The 19,097-nt window shown below is 46.4% G+C and carries 17 protein-coding genes; 15 read left to right on the top strand and 2 right to left on the bottom strand.

All coding sequences use genetic code 11. The annotated features are described in order from the left end of the window. Positions 1-288 precede the first annotated feature (288 nt). The 14 genes from QRX25_RS16520 (at position 289) to QRX25_RS16455 (ending at position 15,881) form a co-directional block, all read left to right on the top strand. On the top strand, positions 289-1,473 hold the full coding sequence (locus QRX25_RS16520; protein ID WP_065982367.1) for a phosphoglycerate kinase: 1,185 nt from the start codon (positions 289-291) through the stop codon (positions 1,471-1,473). A gap of 25 nt (positions 1,474-1,498) precedes the next feature. After that, the gene (gene tpiA / locus QRX25_RS16515; RefSeq protein WP_013353661.1) at positions 1,499-2,260 is read left to right on the top strand and encodes a triose-phosphate isomerase; all 762 of its coding nucleotides are present in this window, start codon (positions 1,499-1,501) and stop codon (positions 2,258-2,260) included. Beyond that, positions 2,253-3,788, top strand: a complete 1,536-nt coding sequence (gene gpmI, locus QRX25_RS16510; protein ID WP_045512117.1) for a 2,3-bisphosphoglycerate-independent phosphoglycerate mutase — start codon at positions 2,253-2,255, stop codon at positions 3,786-3,788. The genes tpiA and gpmI overlap by 8 nt, the downstream gene beginning before the upstream one ends. 27 nt (positions 3,789-3,815) lie before the next feature. Next, a complete protein-coding gene (gene eno / locus QRX25_RS16505) occupies positions 3,816-5,108 on the top strand; it encodes a phosphopyruvate hydratase (protein WP_007409956.1) in 1,293 nt (430 codons plus the stop codon). A gap of 165 nt (positions 5,109-5,273) precedes the next feature. Beyond that, entirely contained in the window at positions 5,274-6,554 is a 1,281-nt protein-coding gene (locus QRX25_RS16500) for a M28 family peptidase (RefSeq protein ID WP_212099371.1), read from the top strand. Positions 6,555-6,820: 266 nt separating this feature from the next. Further along, on the top strand, positions 6,821-8,155 hold the full coding sequence (locus tag QRX25_RS16495) for a nucleotide sugar dehydrogenase (protein ID WP_212099368.1): 1,335 nt from the start codon (positions 6,821-6,823) through the stop codon (positions 8,153-8,155). Between the two features lie 48 nt (positions 8,156-8,203). Continuing rightward, a complete protein-coding gene (locus tag QRX25_RS16490) occupies positions 8,204-9,334 on the top strand; it encodes a DegT/DnrJ/EryC1/StrS family aminotransferase (RefSeq protein WP_212099365.1) in 1,131 nt (376 codons plus the stop codon). Continuing rightward, entirely contained in the window at positions 9,331-10,260 is a 930-nt protein-coding gene (locus QRX25_RS16485) for an NAD-dependent epimerase/dehydratase family protein (RefSeq protein ID WP_115996892.1), read from the top strand. The genes QRX25_RS16490 and QRX25_RS16485 overlap by 4 nt, the downstream gene beginning before the upstream one ends. After that, on the top strand, positions 10,226-11,482 hold the full coding sequence (locus QRX25_RS16480; RefSeq protein ID WP_212099362.1) for an aminotransferase class V-fold PLP-dependent enzyme: 1,257 nt from the start codon (positions 10,226-10,228) through the stop codon (positions 11,480-11,482). Before QRX25_RS16485 ends, QRX25_RS16480 begins: the two co-directional genes overlap by 35 nt. Positions 11,483-11,493: 11 nt before the next feature. After that, positions 11,494-12,375: a GNAT family N-acetyltransferase gene (locus QRX25_RS16475; protein ID WP_212099359.1), complete on the top strand. Its 882-nt coding sequence runs from the start codon at positions 11,494-11,496 to the stop codon at positions 12,373-12,375. Then, complete coding sequence (locus QRX25_RS16470) at positions 12,348-13,106, top strand: WbqC family protein (protein ID WP_212099356.1); 759 nt, start codon at positions 12,348-12,350, stop codon at positions 13,104-13,106. The genes QRX25_RS16475 and QRX25_RS16470 overlap by 28 nt, the downstream gene beginning before the upstream one ends. Continuing rightward, positions 13,069-13,746, top strand: coding sequence for a PIG-L deacetylase family protein (locus QRX25_RS16465; protein ID WP_014471049.1), 678 nt, complete (start codon positions 13,069-13,071; stop codon positions 13,744-13,746). The genes QRX25_RS16470 and QRX25_RS16465 overlap by 38 nt, the downstream gene beginning before the upstream one ends. A gap of 7 nt (positions 13,747-13,753) precedes the next feature. After that, entirely contained in the window at positions 13,754-14,671 is a 918-nt protein-coding gene (locus QRX25_RS16460) for a TIM barrel protein (protein ID WP_065982360.1), read from the top strand. Next, complete coding sequence (locus tag QRX25_RS16455) at positions 14,649-15,881, top strand: MFS transporter (RefSeq protein ID WP_115996896.1); 1,233 nt, start codon at positions 14,649-14,651, stop codon at positions 15,879-15,881. The genes QRX25_RS16460 and QRX25_RS16455 overlap by 23 nt, the downstream gene beginning before the upstream one ends. 44 nt (positions 15,882-15,925) lie before the next feature. On the opposite strand, the gene QRX25_RS16450 is transcribed toward QRX25_RS16455, so the two are convergent. Continuing rightward, positions 15,926-16,387: a GNAT family N-acetyltransferase gene (locus QRX25_RS16450; protein ID WP_115996898.1), complete on the bottom strand. Its 462-nt coding sequence runs from the start codon at positions 16,385-16,387 to the stop codon at positions 15,926-15,928. Positions 16,388-16,519: 132 nt separating this feature from the next. Between QRX25_RS16450 and QRX25_RS16445 the strand changes: the two genes are divergently transcribed. Then, the gene (locus tag QRX25_RS16445) at positions 16,520-18,301 is read left to right on the top strand and encodes a zinc ribbon domain-containing protein YvbJ (protein WP_115996900.1); all 1,782 of its coding nucleotides are present in this window, start codon (positions 16,520-16,522) and stop codon (positions 18,299-18,301) included. Positions 18,302-18,341: 40 nt separating this feature from the next. Here QRX25_RS16445 and QRX25_RS16440 read toward each other — a convergent pair whose 3' ends face one another. Next, a complete protein-coding gene (locus tag QRX25_RS16440) occupies positions 18,342-19,052 on the bottom strand; it encodes a zinc ribbon domain-containing protein (RefSeq protein WP_212099354.1) in 711 nt (236 codons plus the stop codon). Between the last annotated feature and the right edge of the window lie 45 nt (positions 19,053-19,097).

Here is a 19,097-nt window from a genome sequence, read left to right as displayed (position 1 = left end):
TTTCGGACAGAAACGCTATAATGAAAGCGGACAAGGGAAGGGGACGGACTCCCTTTCCCTTTTTCCATGAGGACCGGCTTTCAGAAAGCGCCGGATTGCTGCAGGACGTCCGCGTTTTGCAGTTTCCGCGGCACTTTCGTTTTCGGGGCCGCCTGCCCTGGCTCAGAAGACGATCTGCCCCGTGCCGAGAAGCTGCAATCTGCCCCGCGGCGGAAGCATCATGAGGCGGTTTCACGTTTCACGTTTTTCGTGCTATGTAAACCATTTTGAAGGAGGATCTCCTAAGGCATGAATAAGAAAACAGTAAAAGACATCGACGTAAAAGGCAAAGTCGTATTCTGCCGCGTTGACTTTAACGTTCCAATGAAAGACGGGGAAGTAACAGACGATACTCGTATCCGTGCTGCGCTTCCAACAATCAAACACCTTGCAGACCAAGGCGCGAAAGTCCTTCTTGCGAGCCACTTAGGCCGCCCGAAAGGTGAAGTGGTTGAGGAGCTTCGTTTAACTCCTGTCGCTGCACGCTTAGGCGAACTGCTTGACAAAGAAGTGAAAAAAGCGGATGAAGCTTACGGAGATGCTGTAAAAGCACAAATTTCCGATATGAAGGACGGAGACGTTCTTGTATTGGAAAACGTACGTTTCTACCCTGGTGAAGAGAAAAATGATCCTGAGCTTGCAAAAGCATTTGCTGAGCTTGCGGATGTATATGTCAATGACGCATTCGGTGCTGCCCACCGTGCTCACGCATCTACAGCCGGAATTGCCGAGCATCTGCCGGCGGTTGCAGGATTCCTGATGGAAAAAGAGCTTGACGTTCTCGGCAAAGCCGTGACAAATCCTGAGCGCCCGTTTACGGCGATCATCGGCGGTGCGAAAGTAAAAGACAAAATCGGCGTAATCGAAAGCCTGCTTGATAAAGTGGACAACCTGATTATCGGCGGAGGTCTTGCTTACACATTCGTAAAAGCCCTTGGATACGAAATCGGTAAATCTTTGCTTGAAGAAGATAAAATCGAGCTTGCAAAATCATTCATGGACCGCGCGAAAGAAAAAGGCGTGAAATTCTATATGCCTGAAGATGTGCTCGTTGCAGACGATTTCTCTAACGATGCAAACGTAAAAATGGTGCCGATCTCTGAAATCCCTAGTGATTTAGAAGCAATCGACATTGGTACGAAAACACGCGAAACGTATGCTGACGTTATCAAAAACAGCAAACTTGTCGTGTGGAACGGTCCGATGGGCGTATTCGAAATCGACTTGTTCGCTCAAGGAACAAAAGCGGTTGCGGAAGCATTGGCAGAGGCGAAAGATACATACTCTGTCATCGGCGGAGGAGACTCTGCGGCAGCCGTTGAAAAATTCGGCCTTGCTGATAAAATGAGCCATATCTCTACAGGCGGCGGCGCATCTCTTGAATTCATGGAAGGCAAAGAGCTTCCTGGTGTAGCTGCGCTGAACGATAAATAAAAACTGCTATAAGGAAGTGGAACAGATGAGAAAACCAATTATAGCCGGTAACTGGAAAATGAACAAAACACTCGGCGAGGCTGTCAGCTTCGTTGAAGAAGTGAAAAATTCCATTCCAGCAGCAGACAAAGCGGAAGCCGTTGTTTGCGCACCAGCTCTTTTCTTAGAAAAGCTGACTTCTGCTGTTAAAGGAACTGACTTAAAAGTCGGCGCCCAAAACATGCATTTTGAAGAAAACGGTGCGTTCACAGGCGAAATCAGCCCGGTCGCTCTGAAAGACCTTGGCGTGGATTACTGCGTCATCGGCCACTCTGAGCGCCGTGAAATGTTCGCTGAAACTGATGAAACAGTTAACAAAAAAGCGCATGCCGCTTTCAAACACGGCATTGTGCCGATCATTTGCGTAGGTGAAACGCTTGAAGAGCGCGAAGCCGGAAAAACAAATGATCTTGTTGCCGATCAAGTGAAAAAAGGTCTTGCGGGTCTTTCTGAAGAGCAAGTTGCAGCTTCCGTTATTGCGTACGAGCCAATCTGGGCAATCGGAACAGGCAAATCTTCTACAGCGAAAGATGCAAACGACGTCTGCGCGCATATCCGCAAAGTTGTTGCTGAAAGCTTCAGCCAAGAAGCTGCTGACAAGCTCCGCATTCAATACGGCGGCAGCGTAAAACCTGCAAATATTAAAGAATATATGGCAGAGTCCGATATTGACGGTGCTTTGGTCGGCGGCGCAAGCCTTGAACCGCAGTCATTCGTTCAATTATTGGAGGAAGGTCAATATGAGTAAAAAACCAGCTGCACTCATCATTCTTGATGGGTTCGGATTACGCAATGAAACAGTCGGAAACGCAGTCGCACAAGCGAAAAAACCGAATTTCGACCGTTATTGGAACCAATACCCTCATCAGACGCTGACGGCATCAGGCGAAGCAGTCGGACTGCCTGAAGGACAGATGGGGAACTCTGAAGTCGGACATTTGAATATCGGCGCCGGACGTATTGTGTACCAAAGCTTAACACGCGTGAACGTTGCCATCCGCGAAGGTGAATTCGAACGCAATCAAACGTTCCTTGACGCCATCAAAAACGCGAAGGACAACGACAAAGCGCTGCACCTGTTCGGTCTTCTTTCTGACGGAGGCGTACACAGTCATATCAATCATTTATTCGCGCTGTTAAAGCTTGCGAAAAGTGAAGGGCTGACGAAGGTGTATATTCACGGTTTCCTCGACGGCCGCGATGTAGGTCCGCAAACAGCGAAAACTTACATTCAGCAGCTGAATGAGCAAATCGAAGAAATCGGTGTCGGCGAAATCGCCAGCATTTCCGGACGCTACTACTCCATGGACCGCGACAAACGCTGGGACCGTGTGGAAAAAGCGTACCGCGCAATGGCTTACGGCGAAGGCCCGTCTTACAAGAGCGCGATGGATGTAGTGGATGATTCTTATGCGAACGGCATTCATGATGAATTCGTCATTCCGTCCGTCATCACAAAAGAAAACGGCGAACCTGTTGCGAAAATTCATGACGGCGATTCTGTGATTTTCTATAATTTCAGACCTGACCGCGCCATTCAGATTTCGAACACGTTTACCAACAAAGATTTCCGCGATTTCGACCGCGGTGAAAATCATCCGAAAAACCTGTATTTCGTCTGCCTGACTCACTTCAGTGAATCTGTTGACGGATATGTGGCTTTTAAACCGGTAAACCTTGATAATACGGTCGGTGAAGTATTAGCACAGCACGGGTTAAAACAGCTTCGTATTGCGGAAACTGAAAAGTATCCGCACGTTACGTTCTTTATGAGCGGCGGCCGCGAAGAAGAATTCCCGGGCGAAGAGCGCATCCTCATTAACTCGCCGAAGGTCGCGACATATGACCTGAAGCCTGAAATGAGCGCGTATGAAGTGAAGGATGCTCTTGTAAAAGAAATCGCGGCTGACAAGCACGACGCGATCATCCTGAACTTTGCAAACCCTGACATGGTCGGCCACTCCGGAATGGTCGAACCGACAATTAAAGCAATTGAAGCAGTGGACGAATGCTTAGGCGAAGTGGTTGACGCCATCATCGCTAAAGGCGGCCACGCCATCATTACCGCTGATCACGGTAATGCAGACATTCTGATTACAGAAACAGGCGAACCGCACACTGCCCATACGACAAACCCAGTCCCTGTCATTGTGACGAAAGAAGGCGTGACGCTGCGCGAAGGCGGAATCCTAGGCGACCTCGCACCAACGTTATTAGACCTTCTCGGTGTTGAAAAACCGAAAGAAATGACCGGAACATCTCTAATTCAAAAATAAGCGTAAATCAAAAGGAGAGACAAACTCATGCCATACATTGTTGATGTTTATGCACGCGAAGTCCTTGACTCCCGCGGCAACCCGACAGTTGAAGTTGAAGTATATACAGAAACAGGAGCTTTTGGCCGCGCATTAGTGCCAAGCGGAGCTTCTACAGGTGAATACGAAGCGGTTGAGCTTCGTGACGGCGACAAAGACCGTTACCTTGGAAAAGGCGTGTTAACTGCTGTTAACAACGTAAACGAAATCATTTCTCCAGAGCTTCTCGGCTTTGACGTAACAGAACAAAACGCAATCGATCAGCTTTTAATCGAGCTTGACGGAACTGAAAACAAAGGCAAACTCGGTGCGAACGCAATCCTTGGCGTATCTATGGCTTGTGCGCGCGCTGCTGCTGATTTCTTACAGATTCCTCTTTATCAGTACCTTGGAGGCTTCAACTCAAAAACGCTTCCTGTACCGATGATGAACATCGTAAACGGCGGAGAGCATGCTGACAACAACGTAGACATTCAAGAATTCATGATTATGCCTGTAGGTGCGCCTAACTTCCGTGAAGCGCTTCGCATGGGCGCTCAAATCTTCCACAGCCTGAAATCAGTTCTTTCTGCTAAAGGAATGAACACAGCTGTAGGTGACGAAGGCGGATTCGCTCCGAACCTTGGTTCTAACGAAGAAGCGCTTCAAACAATCGTTGAAGCAATCGAAAAAGCCGGCTTCAAACCTGGCGAAGAAGTGAAACTTGCTATGGATGCTGCATCTTCTGAGTTCTACAACAAAGAAGACGGCAAATACCATCTGTCTGGCGAAGGCGTTGTGAAAACATCTGCTGAAATGGTTGACTGGTATGAAGAAATGGTTTCTAAATACCCAATCATCTCTATCGAAGACGGACTTGACGAAAATGACTGGGAAGGACATAAACTTCTTACAGAGCGTCTTGGCAAAAAAGTTCAGCTTGTCGGTGACGACCTTTTCGTTACAAACACGAAAAAGCTTGCTGAAGGTATCAAAAACGGCGTAGGCAACTCTATCCTGATCAAAGTAAACCAAATCGGTACATTGACTGAAACATTCGATGCGATCGAAATGGCGAAACGCGCGGGCTACACTGCCGTTATCTCTCACCGTTCTGGTGAAACTGAAGACAGCACAATCGCTGACATCGCTGTGGCAACAAACGCAGGACAAATCAAAACAGGTGCTCCGTCACGTACGGACCGTGTTGCGAAATACAACCAGCTTCTTCGCATCGAAGATCAGTTGGCTGAAACTGCTCAATACCACGGTATCAACTCTTTCTATAACTTGAATAAGTAATGAAAGAATGCCGGGAGATATTCTCCCGGCTTTTTTTTATGCCTTCGCACTTTTCCCTCCTTTTTCATCATTTTCATTTGGTCAATAATGTTCATTTTTTTCCTTTTTAAAGGAATCATTGTCCATCAATCGAAAGGAAGAGGTGTAATAAGAGGAGGGATTTTGATGAAATTTTCATTTATGTCAGCCGCGGTGGCAGCAAGTGTTATATGGGGCGCGTCTGCCGGACCGCTGTCCGAAACCGATGCTCATTCAACAGTGAAGGCGCCGGTTTTTGATGCTGACGAGGCATTGGACACCATGCATGCTCTGAGTGAAACCATCGGACCGAGGGAAACGGGAACTGCGAAAGAAAAGGAAGCGGCTGAATACATATCGAATCGCCTGAGGGCTCAAGGCGCCGCTGTCCAAGTACAGACATTTCAATTGAAAAAGTATTTTTCAGGTTCAGTCACAGCAGGAGACCATGAATTCCCGCTCCGCTCCGCTGATCAATCCGCTGTTGAAAAAGAGCTGAGAATAGAGGGCGGGATCTTTGACGGCGGCCTCGGATTACGCGATGACGTAACGGGAGCCAAAGGAAAGATTGCAGTAATCCGTGAGGGGAAGATCCCCGTTTCGCAAAAGATAAAGCATGCCGAACAAGCGGGAGCCAAAGCAGTCATTATTTATAATCAGGCAACAAAACCGCTTGCTGTCCGCCCGCACAGCGGGAAAGGAATAACAATACCAGCGGCGGGTATGAAAAAAGAAGACGGTGAAGCATTGCTGCAGGAAAAGCAGGCAGTCATTCAGTTTAAAAATTATAAAAACCGAACCTCACAAAATATCATAGGAACTCGCAAATCGGCACAGGCCAATCCTTCTGATGCTGATATTATTTATGTCACAGCGCATTATGACAGCGTAAAAGGAGCGCCCGGAGCGGACGATAACGCCTCAGGCACATCTGCCGTTCTGGAAATAAGCAAGCAGTTTACACACATACCGAAAGATAAAGAAATCCGTTTTATCCTGTTCGGTGCAGAAGAATTATGGTCTGCGGGTTCATCTTATTACGTCAGTACACTCACGAAAGAGGAAAGAAAGCACAGCCAGGCCAATTTTAATGCCGATATGATTGCGACTGACTGGAAAGAAGCGAGCCAAATGTGTGTCACCACTCCTGACGGCAGGGAAAATCCGAGTGTCCGGTATGCTGAAAAAGCGGCTGAACAATCCCGGCTGGTCAAGCCAAGCCTGATTCAGCTCGGTTACTCAGACCACGTCTCTTTTTATGAAGCGGGAATTCCGTCGGCTAACTGGATTTGGCTCAGCCCAGATACACATGAGCCGGGGCCCTGGTATCACACCGAGAATGATAATATGAAACATATCAGCAAAGAACGATTAGAGAAAGCGGGAGCACTCGTTACCGGAGCTGTAACGGAGGCTATGAAAGAATAAAAAAAACAGGCTGCGGCCTGTTTTTTTTATTGTTTTCTGTTTATTCTTTCAATTAGGGGAGATTTTCTCACTTGTTACCAAATATGTACCATTTAACAGGATTTTATTTTATGAATAAAAGAAAAATAAATATATAATACCTAATTTATAAAAGGATATAAAACCCATTCAACAAATTTTAACTTTTGTTATAATTGCGATATCGATCGATATTTGTATTAAATTGTAAAAAACGATACTCTTTTCTATCTATTAGGGGGCGAAAAATGAATACTGTCACAAAAGAAGCCAGCAACCTTGGTCAAAAACGGCTGTTACATCTGATTGAAACGAAGCAGGCGATTGTAGGCGTGTTAGGCATGGGATATGTGGGATTTCCTCTTGCACTGGAATGTGTTGATAAAGGATACAATGTTATCGGATTCGACAAAAACAGTGAAAAGGTTTCCTTGTTAGCCGCCGGAAGCAGCCATATTCAAGATATAGAGGACGACAGACTGAACTCTGCTTTACAAACAAAACGATTTCAAGTCAGTGCCGACATGTCGCTTATCCAAAAATGTGACATCATTGTGATATGTGTGCCGACACCCCTGAACAAAAAAGACAAGATCCCCGATTTATCCTACATCGACAGTGCAGTTGACAGCATGATCGCTTATGGAAGACAGCATCAGCTTTTAATTTTAGAAAGCACCACCTACCCTGGAACAACTAAAAAAAAGATTGCCGAAAGAATGACATCAAGCCGCCGCATGGAAATAGGAACAGACTTTTTTACGGCTTATTCACCGGAAAGAATCGATCCGGGCAACAGTCAATATGAAGTATCAGATATTCCTAAAGTAGTCGGCGGGATTACACAGACTTGCACAGAACTCGCCTCAGCGTTTTACAGCACCATCGTTACCAGCATTCACCCGGTCACCTCACCCGAAGTAGCTGAAACAGCTAAACTCCTAGAGAATACCTATCGTTATGTCAATATAGCTCTCATCAATGAAATGGCGCTTAATTGCCGTGAACTCGACATTGATATATGGGAAGTCATCTGCGCGGCGGACACGAAGCCGTTCGGCTTTCAAAAATTTATCCCGGGCCCCGGAGTCGGGGGCCATTGTATCCCGATTGATCCTTTTTACTTCAAATGGATTGCGAATGAAAAAGGGCTGCAGACAAAATTAATTGATCTGGCGGACGAAATCAATTCTAACATGCCGATTTCTGTCTCTGAATATGCCCTGAAACTGGCGGGCAAAGACAAATGCAGCATTTTAATAATAGGAGCCGCCTATAAAAAAAATACAAATGATCCGCGTGAATCCTCAGTGTTTACGATAATGGAAGAATTGATGGACAAGGGATGCGCGATTGATTATCATGATCCGTTTATCAGCAAGATCAGCTTGAATGACGGAAGCCGCAAACAATCTGTCCCTTTCACAAAAGAACAAATCAATCAATACGACGTCATCATCATTCATACAGATCACGATGTGATTGACTACAGTATTTTGAAGGATGCCTCACCGATTATCTTTGACACAAGAAATGTATGCAGGGAAAAATCAGCCGACAATTGCAGAGTTGTCACTTTATAGGAGGGAACGGTCATTAGTAATCGATTTATCTCTTTTCACAGACCTGATATGACAAACGAAGAAATCGCAAGCGTCACCGAAACAATTCAATCGGGATGGATTTCGAAAGGCCCGAAGGTAATAGATTTTGAAAAAAAGCTGGGAGAGTTTATAGGAGCCGAACACGTCATCAGCTGTAATTCAGGAACCGCTGCATTACACATGGCTTTATTGGCGCTCAGTGTGGGAGAAGGCGATGAAGTCATCGTGCCGAGCTTCACGTTCTGTTCCAGTGTCAATGTCATCCTGCACGCCGGAGCCGTTCCTGTGTTTGCGGATATATGCGAGAAAAATCTGTGTGCAGATCCTGAAGATGTCAGGAAGAAAATAACGCCGCGCACAAAAGCGGTAATTGCGGTTCATTTTGCCGGCTATCCGGCTGGTCTGGAAAACTTGCAGTCCATTTGTAAAGAACACGGTTTATACCTGATTGAAGACGCCGCTCATGCGCTCGGTACAAAATATAACGGAAGTATGATCGGCACCCACGGCGATGCGGTGTGCTTCAGCTTTTACGCTACCAAAAATATTACAACGGGGGAAGGCGGAGCCCTCGTCATGAAAGACGAACAGGCCGCAGAAAGAGCGAGGCTGTACGGCTGGCACGGCATCACAAAAAATGCCTGGAACCGGTACGGTGAAAAAGGCAGCTGGAGATACGACGTTTTACTGCCGGGTTTTAAATATAATATGACGGATATTCAGGCCGCACTCGGTCTGGTTCAATTGAAACGCGCAAACGAAATTCAAGAAAAACGGGAACAGATCGCTCAATTTTATGTACGTGAACTGTCAGGCCAATCTGACAAAGCGGCGCTTCCGCTTTCTGACATTCCAAACGGCATAGCGCACTCATGGCATTTATTTATTTTACGGATTCGAGAAAACGGCGGCATGGACAGAGATCTGTTTATTGAGAAAATGAAAGAAAAACAAATCGGGCTGAGCGTGCACTTTATTCCCGTGCATATGCATCCTTACTATAAAAAACATTTTCCTGCTGAGCTTCCGGTAACTGAACGTGTTTTCCGGGAGATCGTATCACTGCCTCTTTACAGCCAATTATCAGATGAGGATTGCAGCTATATTGTCAAGTCTATAAAAGAAGTTTTGACTATCAGCCAGGAGGTTGGATCATGAAGAATATTGCGATTATCGGAGGGGCCGGTTTTATCGGAAGCGAACTGGCGGCATTATTACAGACCAAAGGGTATCACACCATTATTGCAGACCAAAAGAAGCCGGCTTTTGACACTGAATACCGCCACACGGATATCCTTGACCGGACGTCGCTGCGCGAATCACTGCGGGGAGCGGATGCGGTTGTCCATTTGGCGGCAATGGTCGGAGTGGACAGCTGCCGAAGCAATGAAGAAGACGTCATACGGGTCAATTTTGAAGGAACGAAAAACGTCGCTGAGGTATGCGGTGAATTGGGAATCAGCACGCTTCTTTTCTCATCGAGCTCAGAAGTATTCGGAGATTCACCTGATTTTCCTTATACCGAGACGAGCAGAAAGCTTCCGAAATCGGCTTACGGAAAAGCCAAACTGCAATCAGAGGAATATTTAAGAGAACAAGCTTCCGATAAACTTCATATTCGGGTCGTCCGGTACTTTAACGTATACGGGCCGAAACAGCGCGAGGATTTTGTCATAAACAAGTTTTTCAGCCTGGCCGAGAATGGGTCAGAGCTGCCTCTTTACGGAGACGGCGGACAAATACGCTGCTTCAGCTATATCAGTGATATCGTCAACGGAACTTATCTCGCGCTCGTTCATGAAGGAGCCGTCTTTGAAGACTTCAATATCGGGAACGACCAGCCGATCACGATAAAAGAACTGGCTGAGAAAGTCAATGTGCTCTCAGGCAGAGAGAAGGATAACTATCTGTTTAAGAAGCTCGGTGAAGACGGCGTAAGAGGAAAAGACATCGAGATTTTTAAACGGGCGCCATCAATCGAGAAGGCGAAACGTCTGCTCGGATATTCTCCGAAAGTAAGTCTGAATGAAGGCCTGGAGATCATTAAAAATGAAAGACAAAAGCACAAACTTTCACTTTCCTAAAAACCCGGAAGAGGTCAAATATCCAATTTATCCGGGTCAGTTGTCAGTCAGGAGCCGTCTGCGCGCAGTGAAACACTTGCTTACGGCTGAACAAAGCGGACTGACTGAAAAACTGGAAAAACGTTACGAAAAAGGGGTTGTGCTGACCTCCAGCGGGAGTGCGGCACTGGTGCTCGCATTAACTTATTCGGGAGCCGGGCGGGGAAAAGAAGTGATTTTCTCATCCTTCAGCTGCCCGAATGTCATTGATGCCGTGCTGCAATCCGGTGCGACGCCTGTTTTTGCGCAGCTGGATAAGCACCTTTCCTTATCGTTCGAGGATGTCAAAAAAAAAGCGACGCGGCAGACGTGTGCGATTATCCTCACGCATGTATACGGCCGGAGAGAAAACACCGCAATCATTGACTGGGCGAAGGAAAATGGAATTGTTGTCATTGATGATGCCGCTCAAGCCATGTTTACAAAACAAGCGGATACATTTGCTGGCGGTCTGGGTGATTTCGGCGTTTTAAGCTTTGGTCCGTCAAAGCCGCTTGCGAGTATCGGAGGCGGTGCGTTAATTGCGCCGAAAGAATTGCTGCGGCAAAACGCAAATCCCCCGATGGAACGGCGCAGCCAAGTGACGGCTGACTATCGCTTCTATATCAGAAATCAAAGAATACAAGCTGTTATGAAGCGGAAACGGCATCATCCCGTTTCATATATTTATAGAAAAGCGGGCGTGATGCCTTCCATGAAAGCCACAAAGCTCGAAGCTCTGCCGGATAAACCGGCTGTTGTACCGGTGCTGCGCATGCATCCGGCAAGGGAAGCCATAATTGACGATCAGCTTTCACGTATGGATCAGCTTGTAACAGCTTCATTCCAAAACGTGGAGGCGGCAGGAGAAATCTTTGCAAAGGCGGAAGAGACATACGGCATAAGAATGATCCAGCCTCAAGAAGGGGAACATCTGAATTATTTAACGATCGTATTTCCCCGGGATGAAGAGCGGTACGGGTGTTCCGTTTATTTAGCTGAAAGAGGCATCCAAACATGCTGGAACTATCTTCCTCTCGAACGTATTCCGATTTATGAAACATATGCGGGAGATGGAGAGGAAGATCCGCTTTGGAAAAGAGTTCTTTCTCTGCCGTTTAAACCGCCTCTGCGCCAAGAGCAAATCAGATATATAGCCGAATCCGTTTTATCATATTGTGAACAAAAGAATAAGACTGAATAGTGGTGATAACTATGCAAAAAACAGCAGTATGCACGACCCGCGAGGCATGGGATCGGGCCGCTGACATGTATCAGGCGGGATTGTTTCAAAGCTATGATTGGGGAATCCTCATGGAAGAGCTTCCCGGCACGTCATTTCACCCTGTCAGACTGACAACGGACGGAGGACAAGTAATCTATCTTCCGCTTTTTGAACAGAAGGGCGTATTATCCGGCAATATGATCGGATACGGCGGCGTTATTTCAGATCGCCCCATCTCATTTGCATGGCTTCAAAGTGAAATCAAGGCCATATTCGGCCGGAACATATCCCGGATGCTGATTCCGTACGGTCAGACTTCTTTTACAGAAGAAAGCGGAGAAGTGTGGACGGAGAAGGCGACACAGATCCTTACGCTTCCGGACACGTTTGACGAACTTTGGACGGGCATTTCCGGAAAAGCCCGGACGGCAGTCAGATACGCTGAAAAAGAGAACACGGTCACCCGTCTGATCGGGCGAAAAGAACTTGGAGCGTTTTATGAACTCTACAAAGAACATACGGCGGCAATCGGCGCGGCTTATGTCCTGAGTGAAGGTTTTTTCCAAAAGCTGCTTGACCTATTTGCGGACCGGATGTTTTGGATAGGGGCATATCAGGAGGAAACGCTGATCAGCAGCAGTATTTTTCTCTATGACCGCTCCCATTTCTATTATTGGCAGAATGTAAACAGCCCGGCGGGAAAAAAAGCGCAGGCCTCTTACTTATTGATGCGTGACGCCCTGCAATTCGCCATTTGCCGCAAGCTTCAATGGGCTGATTTTGGCTATTCACACAGTAAAGAAATCGCGAGACCGAAACGATATTGGGGAGCTGAAGAAAAACAATGCCGACTTTTTGCGAAAACGGAATGAAAACAATAAGCGGCCATCAATCCAGTTATCTGCCATGGTACGGTTTTTTTGAAAAAATGTATAAGTCGGATCTGTTTGCCATTCATGACACAGCTCAATTTGAAAAAAAAGGATTTCTCAACCGCAACAGAATCAAAACGCCGCAAGGCCCCAGATGGCTGACGGTGCCTTTGCAGATGAAACAGTATAAAGACATAGAGCTTCGGAATATGAAAATCGATCAGACACAGGATTGGCAGAAAAAACATTGGATGGCAATTAAAATGAACTATGCGAAAGCCCCCTATTTTGAGCGCTACCAGCATTTTTTTCAGGATGTCTATCAGCGGGAGTGGGAATATCTCCATGATTTGAATATGCACATTATTGAATTTTTCCGAAAAGAGCTCCGTATTGAAACGCCGATGTGTTATGTTTCAGAGCTTGAATGCCGGAAGGGGAAAAAAAGCGATTTTGTTTTAGCGCTTTGTCAGGAGCTTGGGGCGGACCGTTATTATTCAGGCAGTCAGGGTTCCGACTATTTAATAGAAAGCGATTTTGAAAGAAACGGAATTGTCATTGAGTATCAGCAGATCAGACATTTTGGCTATCCTCAATTATTCGGGGAGCATATCCCTCACCTCTCCGTGCTTGATATGCTGATGAACTGCGGTGCGGATACAGCCGAAATGTTAGTCAAAGGAGGGCAATATGATGAAAGTAATGGTATTTGCAGCGCATCCCGACGATGAAATTATCGGCGTCGGCGGCACGCTCGCCAAACATGTCCGCCAGGGTGACAGCGTGTCGGCGGTCATTATGGCGGAAGGCAAGTCATCAAGAAAAACCGATTATGAAAAGCCGGAAGAGTCCGTTATGGAGCATTCTCATCAAGAAACGGAACAGGCGCTCAGCACTCTGGGCATCCATGATTTTGTCAGATTGAACCTTCCTGATAACAGAATGGATTCAATGGATTTGCTGGATGTCGTGAAGGAAGCGGAGAAACAAATCAGCCGTTTTCAGCCTGACATTGTGTATACCCAGTACGGGGGTGATATTAATATTGACCACTCCGTCGTATTCAGAGCGGTCATGACGGCAACCCGTCCGCTTCCCGGCCATACGGTAAAACGGGTTTTTGCCTATGAAACATTGTCTTCGACGGAATGGAATTATTGTCAGAAGGATCAGTTTCATGCCAATTTCTTCGTTAATATTGAAGACGAGCTTGAAACGAAATTGAAATCAATGGCGTGTTACGGCTCGGAGCTCAGAGACTTCCCTCATCCCCGTTCTTTGCAGGCGATAGAACATAATGCCCATGTGTGGGGAGCAAAATCGGGTTTTTCCGCTGCGGAAGCGTTTATGCTTGTGAGAGGGACATGGTGACTGTATTATGATTGCTCAAATTCCGTTTTTCGGACTTGATCCGAAGCAAATCGATGAAAAATGGGTGGAAGCGGGATACGGTCTGGAAGCGAATATTTTTGACGGCCGTTCCTTTGAGGAAGCGGATTACAGCAAAACATTCAATCAGACGCTGGAATATGCAAAACAGCTTGATCCTTCATTATTGACGCTGCATTTCCCGACAGATCACGCCGATTATGTGCATGAAGAACAAATTAAAAAACAGCTTTATCACTTTGCGGAGCTTGCTGTTAAATACGGCGCCAAAGGCATAACAGTCCATGCGAATCAATTTATGACGGTTGAAGAATTTCAAGTCTATGACCTGGAGGGCAACCGTAAAAAAATCGTTGAATTTTTCGCAGAGTTTGATGAGCAGCTGAAAGGAACGGACATTTGGATCGGTGTGGAAAACCTTCCGATCATCGGGAATCTGGGAGAGGATTTTGATCCGATTTTCATCTACCCTGAAGATTTTACAGAACTGGTTCAGCTGGATCTGAAGCATGTCGGTATTACGTGGGATCTGTGCCACTGGGCGATTACCTATCAGACTCACTTATCTTCAGCGCTTATGTTCAGAAATGACCAGCTGAGATACCCGGATTTCTTTCAGTTTCTTTCGATAAAAGAGAGCATTAAGCATTATCACTTCAGCTCATTTCGCCAGCTGGCGTTCCCGCATGGCGATGTCCGCTGCTTTGAGGGCCGCCATCCGAGTGAAGGGACAATCGCTGAAGAGCTGCTCAGACGGGCTGCCGATACTTTGCAGGAGCTTTATCGGAATCAAGATACCGGCATTGTATTTGAGGTGATGGAAAAGGATTATACAAAAAGACGTGAATCATGGAGAACGCTGGAATGGTTCGGCGGTGTTTCTGATGAGGATGAAAAAAGGGCCTGATATGACGTATCGAACACCGAACTATGCAAAGCTTTGGTGTGCCCAGGTGTTTTCTTCAGCAGCGGACGGTGTCTGGCTCATTGCCCTGCCGCTGTTAGTATTAGAATTGACCGGCAGCAAAATTCTTGTCGGTGTTATCTCTTTTATCGAACTAGTGCCCTTGACATTCGGAGTGCTGGCGGGACCGCTGATTGATTTATTCCGAAAAAAGTCGATCTTGTATTTGTGCAACACGGGCCGGGCCGTCATTATGATCCTCTTGGCGGTGCTCAGCGCGAACGATTTATTAACCGTGTGGATTGCCGGGGTGTGCGCATTTTGTTTATCACTGCAATCAATGCTGTTTGCTCCGGCGAAAGTCGCCATCATTCCGCTGCTCGTCCGCAAACAGCATCTTGATCAGGCGACATCTCTGATCAATACGAGTGACTTGATCGGACTCATTGTCGGAAAATTGATCAGCGGTATCATGATTGCGGCTATTCCGTTCGGACTTCTGTTTGCCATAAACGGAACTGCTTTTTTTATCTCCGCGGTATTGATCACATTCATTCGTATTTCAGAACAGCCCGGTGAAAAAAGCAACGGCGCTGAAGATCTAAAAGCCGGATACAGAATGCTGAAAGGAAATACGGCATGGATGACATCGGTCGGATACTTTTTCGTCGTGAACCTCGTCATTGCCGGTTTCATTTCAGTAATGGGGCCGATTCTTGCTGTGGAGCGTTTTCAGCAGAACTATTCTGTATGGTTTGCCGTCATGTATTCAATGTTTCAGGCGGGAATGCTTTTGGGCAATCTGGCCGTATTTTTCAAATGGAATACAAAACGCTTGAACCGGCTGTACCCGCGGACGTTAACGGCATCGGGGCTGCTCATTATGCTGCTGTTTTTTCCCCTTCATGGGTTTGAGTGCATCATCTTCCTGGTGCTTGGCATCATTATCTCGTATATTGATGTGCAAACGGTGCTGTATTTCCAAAAGACGGTTCCGACCGCATATTTCGGAAGAGTCTTTGCACTGATTTTTTCAATTGTAAAAATGGGAGAACCGCTGTCGGCCGCTGTCTACACAGGGCTTCTGCTGTTGATGAATGCGGACTATGTTTACGCAGCGGTCGGACTGACCCTTATGCTCGTTTTTGCTATTTTATCAGTCAGGCAAGGGAGTCAAAGAAATACAGAGAAACAAGCGGATCAATCTGTCTGAACTTTATACGAAGGGGCGCCGATATCAGCCGGCGCCCCTTTTTATCATAAGTCCAAATAAAGCCTTATCATATCCCGGCATTGAATGCCGTTTTCAAAAATGTCTTCATCATAATGCCTGATAAAAAAATCATGGTCGACAGCCTGAATGCGGAATCCGCATTTTTGATAGAGTGACAGCTGATGAATACTCGAATTTCCAGTGCCGATTTCAATCGTGTCAGCTCCCGATTGTCTTGCTTTTTCAATGGCATCCCGCACCAGAAGCTTTCCAAATCCCCTGTTCTGCAGCGATTCTTTTACTGCGATGTTTACGATTTCTATAGTCTTAGGCCTTGTTTGCAATAAGACATAAACCCCTGCAAGCTCGTCTGATGCCCAAGCCGTATAGCATTCGCCTCTTGTAAGATAATCATCGACAATCTCCCTCGACGGATCGGCCAGCAGTAATAATTCATACAGCGCTTCATCCGGCTCTGCGGCTTTTCGGATGCTCAATTTTTGCATGTCTGTTTCTCCTCCTTCATTGTGATCGACAGCTATTTTTTCAAAATAACTCCAAAATCATTCTACTTTATTATAAAATATGAAACATAGGAAAAGTTATACAAGTTTTGCAGATTGAATAGGAGGAAAGTCATGTTTTTTTGTAAGTATTGCGGCCAGCAGAACAATGAAGAGGCGCGTTTCTGTAAAGAATGCGGAAAGCCGATCGGGAAAGGAAGCCGACAGGCGGCTGAAAAAGCGGCTGAACCTGCATCACAGCCGAGAAAGCCCATCCCTAAAAAAACGCTCTTCCTATGGGGAGGCATCGCTGCAGCGCTGATCTTATTGATTGCCGCATATAAAACCGGAGCCTGGCTGACATCGGAAAAAAGGCTCACGGATCAATTCGAACAGGCGGTTCATGACGGGGACACGAAAAAGCTCGCTGCCCTTCTCACTCCTTCAGACAAAAAACTGAAGCTGAATGAGACCAATGTCAAACCGCTCCTTGCATACGCAAAGAAACACGATGAACTGCTGGCATCGCTTCGCGGCGATTCGTCGGAAAAAGATGCCGTATACGTCAAAAAGGAGGGAAAAACCCTTCTCTTGTTTGACCATTACGAGCTGAAAGTAGATCCGGTTTATTTCCGCATCACAAGCAATTATAAAGGCGCCGATCTTTATATCAACAGCGAGAAAACAGGCACGGTCAAAAAAGCCGATGAAACCCAAACATTCGGCCCGTACGCACCGGGTGTCTATACGGCGGAAGCCAAGCTGAAAAATGATACGGTTGACGTTGTCAAAAAGCGAGAGGCGGAGGCAGCCGGCAGCCGGAATGTTGAGTTTAACCTGCCGCTGGATGCCGAGGATGTGACGTTTACTCCGGCAGACAGCTTCAAAAACGTGAAAGGCGATCTGCTGATAAACGGCAAGTCCGTTCATAAAGATCCTTTTACATCGGTTACATACGGCCCGCTCTTAACTGACGGTTCCATGACGGCAGCCGTGGAGGCTGATTTTCCTTGGGGGGAAACGAAAACCGCCGATGTTCCGATCAACAGTACTGATATGGAATTAACGCTTATCCCGGGTCAAGATACACAAAAAACAATCATGGACACGATTGTCAAAACAACGAAGCAGTATACGAAAGCCATGGCAGACGGGAATACTGATCAGATGACCGAGGCCGGTTCAGCGTGGAAAGAGCAGACGAAAGAAGTAGTTTCCGGCATGAAGAGTTCCGGCACTTTTTTGAAAGATCAGTATAAAGAGACAAGCTTTGATCTTGATTCATTTGCGATTTCTCAAGAGAACGGCCGCTGGCAAGTAACCGTTACAGGTAAAGAGCTCCATCAGTCGGCGTATTTCGACGGGAATACGAAACCAGATATGGAAGAGTCGGAACCGAGCTATCATTATGTACTCTCATATGATACAAAACATAAAAAATGGGTTTTTGAAAAAGCTGATCCAGCCTCAGATTCTTCTGGGACAAATGTAAAAAAAATAAAAAACGACCAGCCGAAGACCTACACATCCGCATGGGCATCATCCAAAGGAAACACAGCTTCAGGCAGCCTTACAAATGAACAAGTCACATCGTTTATGGTTGATTATCTGACAAACCAATCAAGTGCTGTCAGTCTTAACAATTTTGCCATCATGGCGGGTAATTTAGAAGAGGGAAGCCCTTTGTATGCTGATCAGCAGAAACTGGTCAAAAAACTGTACAGCGAGGGAACGACAGAAGTATTTAATGAAGTAAATGTAAAAAGCTTTTCGCAGAACGGTTCCCGTCTGACGATTCATACGTACGAGGAGTTTTATATTACGAAAGCCGGCGGCAGTCCAAAGCTCAGAACATATAATTGGACGTATGGCGGCGTTGTGAAAGACGGAAGAATTTATTTATCATCCATTCAATAAAAAAATCCCCGCGCCACTCAGGCAGCGGGGGTTTCCGTTTTTAAAAGAAAAAATAATTCATGAGTTCTTTTATATAATGCTTGATCGTGAATTGAAAGGTTACGCAAATGATCAAATAGATGATGATAACAAAATAAGTGATATCCGCCTTAGCCGTAAGCTGATGCTGATAGCTCGCCAGCATGAGCGGGGGCACGGCAAACGCCGCTCCTAAAAGACCGACGGCCAGAATGGTAAAGCAAACGGTTGTGTGCAGCAGCATAAAAATGAGTGCGAGAAGCAAAATAGCTGTAAACGGAATCAAAAATGCTCCGAATCTGGACAGCGAATCTTTAAACGGCACCTGCGCGCCGCCTGCTTTTAAAGCGATAAAAATCAAAAGATATAAGCAGAAAACGCATAATGCAAAGGTAAGCGCCGGTTTGATCACAACCGCGGTAAAACTGACGTCACGAAAGCCGTCTGATAAAAGAATATACAGCATAATCGGCGTCACCAGGCAGAAAAGCACCATGTTGATAATACTGCTGACAAGCTGTTCGCCGCCTGTCGTTTTACATGTCTGATACGGTTTCTTTAAAACATCAAGCACGAATAAGGCAAATTGCTTTGAAGCCTGTTTAGCGGCGGCCCCGGCTTGCGCTGCCTGGCCCTGCATTTGGCCTGCGCCTCCCTGTCCGGGCTGGGGCGCCCCGCACTTTTCACAAAACTTTCCGCCATCCGTTTGATGGCCGCATTGAGGACAATACATTATAAAACTCCTTTTACATGAAATATAGGGATTTTGTTCAATATT

The sequence above is a fragment of the Bacillus sp. L381 genome, assembly GCF_030284525.1.
Taxonomy (GTDB): Bacteria; Bacillota; Bacilli; order Bacillales; family Bacillaceae; genus Bacillus; species Bacillus amyloliquefaciens.
The sequence above is the reverse complement of the archived record's forward strand: the minus strand, read 5'-3'. Positions and strand labels throughout refer to the sequence as shown.